General features: G+C 46.0%; 6 protein-coding genes. 4 read left to right on the plus strand and 2 right to left on the minus strand.

What is annotated here, in order from left to right:
- Both PLH26_RS18970 and PLH26_RS18975 read left to right on the plus strand, forming a co-directional pair.
- The coding region (locus PLH26_RS18970; RefSeq protein WP_324587595.1) for a cation-translocating P-type ATPase at window positions 1–1618 on the plus strand (1618 nt) is incomplete at its 5' end.
- A gap of 91 nt (window positions 1619–1709) precedes the next feature.
- Entirely contained in the window at window positions 1710–2177 is a 468-nt protein-coding gene (locus tag PLH26_RS18975) for a DoxX family protein (RefSeq protein WP_324587596.1), read from the plus strand.
- A 2-nt stretch (window positions 2178–2179) separates the two neighbouring features.
- Here PLH26_RS18975 and cls read toward each other — a convergent pair whose 3' ends face one another.
- Window positions 2180–3637: a cardiolipin synthase gene (cls, locus tag PLH26_RS18980; RefSeq protein WP_324587597.1), complete on the minus strand. Its 1458-nt coding sequence runs from the start codon at window positions 3635–3637 to the stop codon at window positions 2180–2182.
- Between the two features lie 155 nt (window positions 3638–3792).
- On the opposite strand from cls, the gene PLH26_RS18985 reads away from it, so the two are divergent.
- Window positions 3793–4914: an FUSC family protein gene (locus PLH26_RS18985; RefSeq protein ID WP_324587598.1), complete on the plus strand. Its 1122-nt coding sequence runs from the start codon at window positions 3793–3795 to the stop codon at window positions 4912–4914.
- Window positions 4915–4932: 18 nt separating this feature from the next.
- On the opposite strand, the gene PLH26_RS18990 is transcribed toward PLH26_RS18985, so the two are convergent.
- Window positions 4933–5832, minus strand: a complete 900-nt coding sequence (locus PLH26_RS18990; RefSeq protein WP_324587599.1) for a helix-turn-helix domain-containing protein — start codon at window positions 5830–5832, stop codon at window positions 4933–4935.
- A gap of 254 nt (window positions 5833–6086) precedes the next feature.
- Here PLH26_RS18990 and PLH26_RS18995 point away from each other — a divergent pair.
- On the plus strand, window positions 6087–6303 hold a 217-nt coding region (locus PLH26_RS18995; RefSeq protein ID WP_324587600.1), incomplete at its 3' end, for a GlcG/HbpS family heme-binding protein.

Raw genomic sequence — 6303 nt, forward strand, 5'->3', positions numbered from 1 at the left:
CGGTTCCGTTACCTATATCTGCAGCGATAAAACCGGAACGCTTACCCAAAATATAATGACGGTAGAAAAGCTGCAGGCTGTGCCCGGCAAGGAAGACTGGCTGAATTATGCCATGATATTAAATAATGAAGTACGGTTTTCGAAAGAGGAAGGATTGCTGGGCGATTCAACAGAAACCGCGCTGGTGAAGTATGCTTTGGAAAAAGGTCATTCCAAAGCGGAAGCGGATGCAATATTTCCGCTGCTGAAAAAACTGCCTTTCGATTCTGTGAGAATGCGCATGAGCACTTTGCACAACTACCAGAACAAACGGGTTTTGTTTGTGAAAGGCGCTCCCGGAAAAATAACGGAAGCACTGTCGGAACAATATAAAGATCAGATCCCGGAATGGCTGGATGTCAACCGTGAATGGGCCGCTGAAGGCCTGCGGGTTTTGTTTTTCGCATATAAAGTATTTGACCGGGAGCCCTCCGATATCCAAACCGGCATTGAATCGGACCTCGATTTTCTGGGTATGACGGCAATGATAGATCCTCCGAGGGAAGAAGTGGTTGAAGCCATTAAACAATGTAAAACCGCGGGCATTAAATCGGTGATGATCACAGGCGACCAGCCCCTCACAGCCCGGGCTATAGCCGAACGCCTGCAATTGGCCGAAAAAGGAGAAGGAAGTGTAAAAACCGGCGCCGAGCTGGAAAAGCTCACAGCAGGGCAATTCGGCAAAGAAATAAAAAACACAGTAGTATACGCACGGGTAACGCCCGAACAAAAATTAAATATTGTAAAGGCGCTGCAAACCAACGGTGAATTCGTGGCCATGACCGGCGATGGCGTGAATGATGCACCTTCACTGAAACAGGCGGATATTGGCGTGGCCATGGGCATAACAGGCACGGATGTATCGAAGGAAGCCGCAGATATGATTTTACTGGATGATAATTTTGCTACGATCGTTAAAGCAGTGAAGGAAGGCAGAAGGATCTATGAGAATATCAAAAAATTTATCGTATATGTGCTTTCCTGTAACCTGGGTGAAATACTGACCATTTTTTTTGCTCCCCTACTGGGCCTGGCTATTCCCCTGCTTCCCATTCATATCCTTTGGATCAACCTGGTAACCGACGGTTTACCCGGACTGGCGCTGGTTGCAGAGCCCGGGGAAAAAGATATCATGAACCGCCCTCCACGCCCGCCCAAAGAAAATTTGTTTGCCGGCGGGTTGATATCCAGGATACTGTTCACAGGGGGCATACTGGCCATTGCAGCCATCTTTGTTCAATGGTGGGTGGCACAACAGGGCTATGATGTGCGAACGCAGCAAACCGCTGTATTTACCACCTTGTGTTTTGTTCAGCTGGCCAATGCGCTATCTGTGCGATCTGTATACCATTCCATGTTCACCGGCGGTTTATTTGCCAACAGGGGCATGTGGGGAGCCATCGCACTCACCGTTGCTTTACAACTGCTGATCCTGTATGTTCCTTTTTTACATCCCATCTTCAAAACAAAAGCCTTGGGATGGACCGTTGTGAGTGATATTCTTATTGTTACGCTTGGTTGTTTGCTTTGTATTGAACTGGTGAAATATCTAACGGGGAAAAAACAAAGACTTAAGTAAAATCAATATTTTTTTGATATACTTGGCTATATTTACGGAAATGAAATAATACGATCTTAAATGTTGCATTCAAAAAAGTAAAATTTAGACTATGAGTGAACCCGTTACTACAGTAAAACTCAACAGCAGACAGCCCACTGTGCTCACTATTCTCAGGACTGCCCTGGGTTTGATCTTATTCTGGAAGTCTTTCAATTTTATTCGCGATACCGCCATTGCCCAAACGTTGATTGAGCATACGGGAGTTGGTGTTTTTTCGGCCAACGCGGAAGCACTGGCACTGGTGATCACCTATCTTGGACTGTTATGCGGCTTTTTTATATTTATAGGGCTTTTTACAAGAATAGCCTCGGTTATTCAAATTCCCGTTCTTATCGTGGCCGTATTTTTCGTGAATATTCAAAGTATGGGTGAAAATAAATTTGAATTTTTCCTGTCTCTTATCACACTGCTCCTGCTTATTTTATTTGCCATAAAAGGAAGCGGTGTATTTTCCGCGGATGAATATTTCCGCCAGGGAGCGGCAAAGGACAGGGATGCAAAAAAAGCTGTTAACTGATCTTACAACAGCGGCGATACGAGCCGCGCTGTCTTTTCAAACATTTGTTTCCATAGCGGGCGGTTTTCCCATGCCACCGGGTCAATTTTTTCGGCAGTTAAAATATCTTCATAAAAAACACCCGCAAGTTCACCGGCCACTCCACTGTCGTATACGATCGCGTTTACTTCAAAGTTCAGATCGAAGCTCCGGTAATCCATATTCGCCGTTCCTACTATTGCGATCTTTTTATCTGAAACCAATGTTTTAGCATGAACAAATCCTTTTTTGTACAGATAAATTTCAACACCCGCTTTCAGCAGGTCGTCATAATAAGACCGGGCGGCCGCATTTACCAGTACGGAATCCGATATTCCCGGCACAAGCAATTTCACGGAAACGCCTCCCAGCGCTGCCACCATCAATGCATCCAGTAAACTTTCGCCGGGAATGAAATAAGGGGTAGTGATCAATATCTCTTTTGCAGCCAGGTTGATGGCCTGCAGCAAAGAAAACAAAACAGTGGGTGTATCTGAATCCGGTCCGCTCGCCGCTATCTGCACCACTTTGCTATCTTTAAACGGGTGAGCCGAAGGCCGGGGGAAAAACAAAGCATCAGGCTGCAGTTTATGGCTCGCGCAAAAATTCCAGTCGCATAAAAAAAGATACTGCAGGTACAACGCGCCCGGACCGTCAATACGCAAATGTGTATCGCGCCAGAAAAGCGCATTGGGTTGCCCGGCAGCGTTGATGTACCTGTCGCTTACGTTAATGCCCCCCACAAAAGCAGTGCCCCCGTCTATCACTATTATTTTACGGTGATTGCGGTAATTGAGCCGGTTGGCCAATGCTATAAAAAGGATCTTATGAAAAGGAAATGCATGCACTCCTGCTGCCTTTAAACGGCGCACCAGCTTTTTACGAATGGCACGGCTGCCAAAATCATCATAAATAAAACGTACTGTTACCCCTTCCCCGGCCTTGCGGATCAACGCATCGGCTATTGCGTTCCCCGTTTTATCATCTTCATAAATATAGTACTCTATATGAATGTGGTTCCGGGCCCGTTGGATAGCATCCAGCACTTCAGGGAATTTTTGCTCACCATTCACCAGCAATTTCACTTCGTTACCGGCTGTTAGCGGGCTAAGGCTGTCTTTTACCAGCATAAGGGCCAGTTCGCGGTTGCTCTGCACTTCCGGATCACTATGTTCGAATGTATGTTTCGAATACCTGAATACATCTTCGCGCAATTTAGCAGATAGATCATCATCAGCCGTTAACTTTTTACTGTACATCTTTCTTTTGCGGTAGTTGATGCCGAAAGAAAAGTAGAAAAGCATTCCCCCAAACGGAACGAAGATAGCCAGCAGCAGATAGGCCAGGGTTTTGGTAGTGCTGCGGGTATCATAAATAATGCGCAGGCAAACCATCACCAGGATGATGAAGTAAACAATTTCTGCAATGAGCAACCAGTTCATATATTTATTTGCACGATGATATGCTATCCGGGAATATAAGCATTCTTTAATTTATGTAATTTCATTAATTATTCCCTACGGGCCGCGATCTTCACAGGAATATAGCAGACTCACTGTTATGAAGCCGGTAAAATGATCAGCACGGCTGCCGAACAATGAAAAAACGAAATGTCAGGCATCATATCAAAAGAATGGGCCACACGGCCCAGCAGGTAGCGGCGCTCAACAAAGGGCCCTGGCGCTGGGCTGTGGGGGTGCAGGCAGGATTTGCCATGGGTTTGCCGGTTGCACTGTTTACTTTCCTTGGGAACCAGTCGCTCGGATTAATGGCCTCACTGGGTGGTTTCACCGCGCTTTATTGCGCGGCGAGAAGCACACGCGAACGCATGCTTGCACTTCCCCTGGTGGCGGCAGGACTGGTGGCGGCATCTGCTATAGGTGTGCTTTGTTCGGGCAATGCGTGGCTCAGCATGGCTGCACTTGTAGTGGTAGCAGCAGTTGCCTGTATTTTTACAATGGGCAGCAGACTTGGTCCGCCCGGCCCCATCATGTTCATCCTTGTAGCAGCCGTAAGCAGCCACTTAGCCGCCCCCGTTAGTTCAGGCGGGGCAGCCGTTGCGGGCTATACTGTTCCAATGCTCGTTGCCCTGGGGTCCATTCTTGCCTACCTTGCAGTTATGGCCATGCAGGCTCTGCCGTTCCTGCGTAATCCTGCAGCCGCACTTCCGCCGCTCTCGTTACGCATCCGTTTAGACAAAACCGGGCGGGTGATCACTGCGCGCATTGTTGCGGCCGTTATGGTAGCCAAACTTGCAGCCAGTCCTCTTGCAGCGCACCGTGCTTACTGGGTGGTGATCGCAGCAGTGGCAATACTGCAGGCGGCCAAAGACCGCCGGCTTACTACGGTAAGAGCCATCCAGCGCGTATTGGGAACACTTTTGGGCATTGTATTATTTGAAGCGCTCCTTTTTGTAAATCCTACCGGCTTCCTGCTCGTTCTGATCATTATGGCGCTGCAGTTTGCTACCGAAGTGGTGGTAACCCGCAACTATGTGCTGGCCCTCATCTTCATTACACCATTGGCATTAACCAATACCACCATCGGGCCTAATGCCAATATATCCGTAACGATGCAGGGAAGGGTGCTTGACACTTTGCTGGGAGCAGCCATTGCCATGCTGGTGCTGTGGATAGTTGAATCGCTGTGGAAGAAGATATATAATGCCTCAAAAGCTTCCCGGCCCCAAAAGCAGGGTCAGGTAAATAACCGCTATTAAAAAATGTATGCTATCGCCTTATTTGTTGCGGTATTCTTTCGGAGTGACCCCTTCAATACGTTTAAATAGTTTTATGAAATGGTTCAGATTGTTGAACCCCGACTGATAGCAGGCTTCCGAAATGCTTACTGCAGAATTTACCAGAATGTTTTTTGCAAGGTTAATACGTTCCTTAAGTATATACTCAAGCGGACTAAGTCCGAAATTTTCACGGAATGAATGAAAGAATGCGGACTGGCTCATACAGGCTTCCCGTGCAAGTGTTTTTATATTCAGCTTTTCCGATAAATTTTTTTTGATGTAATGAATAACCGGTCCAAATCTATGATCGCGGACAGGAGCGGGAGCAGCAAGATTTTGCGTTTGTATAACGCGCAGCAACAGTATTTTAAGCGACAGATCCGCTAATGCATCCTTTGCCATATTATCCTCCATACTGATACTGGTAAGCTTGTTAAGGCTTTGCGCCAGCTCCCGGTTATTTTTGAAATGATACCGACTAAAATTCAGCTTCCATTCGAAGGGCGATTCTTTATTAGGGTAGGCTTCATTTAAAAAATTCAATGTCCGGTACACCATATCCCATTCCAAAACCAAAGTAATGCATTGTACAGGATGCTTTTCATCCGCTTCGGGAAAATCAACTTTCATGGAAACGCCTTCAGGAAGGATTACGGTTTCGCCGGGCAAAAAATCGAATGCTTTTGCTGAAGATAAAGACATTCTTTTTTTTCCTCTCATCATACTTGAAATAACCAGTCCGTTGTGCGATAATGACACGTTGCAACAAGGATGGCAGGTTTCAAAAATATTGAGCTCACAATGTTTGAGGTTAAAAACACGACGGTGCTCTACCCTGCTTTCCAGCACTGTATTATCGCTTAGATTGATCGGGTTTAACAAACAGATATGTTCCATAAAAAACATTTTGGATCAACCCCTGGTAAATGGTACGCAGCAGTGGTTGCAAAAGGTATGCTAAGTGTTATGAATTTACAACATTAAGCCTTCCCTGCGGTGCCAAACCATTTATTTTTTTAATAATCATATAAAATCAGGGTTACCTGCAAACAGGAGTATAGTTCTATTTTAAAGCAGGATCGTTCACAAATTGAGGAGACAGGTTCAGTAGCTTTGAAAATATTTTCAGGCGATATAAATTTTACCGTATTATGAGCATTACATTAGCAAAAGCAAAAGAAATCATTGTTGCCGCCGAACAAAAGGCAGCGGAGATAGGACAGCCTATGAATATTGCAGTAGTGGATGCGGGCGGAAATCTAATAGCGCATGTACGCATGGATGGTGCATGGCTGGGAAGTATAGACATATCCATTAAAAAAGCCTTTACCTCCAGGGCATTCGATATTACTACAAAGGACCTGGGCG

It is taken from the genome of Agriterribacter sp., from assembly GCF_035444585.1.
In the GTDB taxonomy this organism is placed as follows: domain Bacteria; phylum Bacteroidota; class Bacteroidia; order Chitinophagales; family Chitinophagaceae; genus Agriterribacter.

Excerpts from the sequence above, each read along its gene's own strand:
- PLH26_RS18975 (WP_324587596.1), top strand. The coding sequence starts at position 1,710 with ATGAGTGAACCCGTTACTACAGTAAAACTCAACAGCAGACAGCCCACT.
- cls (WP_324587597.1), bottom strand. The coding sequence starts at position 3,637 with ATGAACTGGTTGCTCATTGCAGAAATTGTTTACTTCATCATCCTGGTG.
- PLH26_RS18985 (WP_324587598.1), top strand. The coding sequence starts at position 3,793 with ATGAAAAAACGAAATGTCAGGCATCATATCAAAAGAATGGGCCACACG.
- PLH26_RS18990 (WP_324587599.1), bottom strand. The coding sequence starts at position 5,832 with ATGGAACATATCTGTTTGTTAAACCCGATCAATCTAAGCGATAATACA.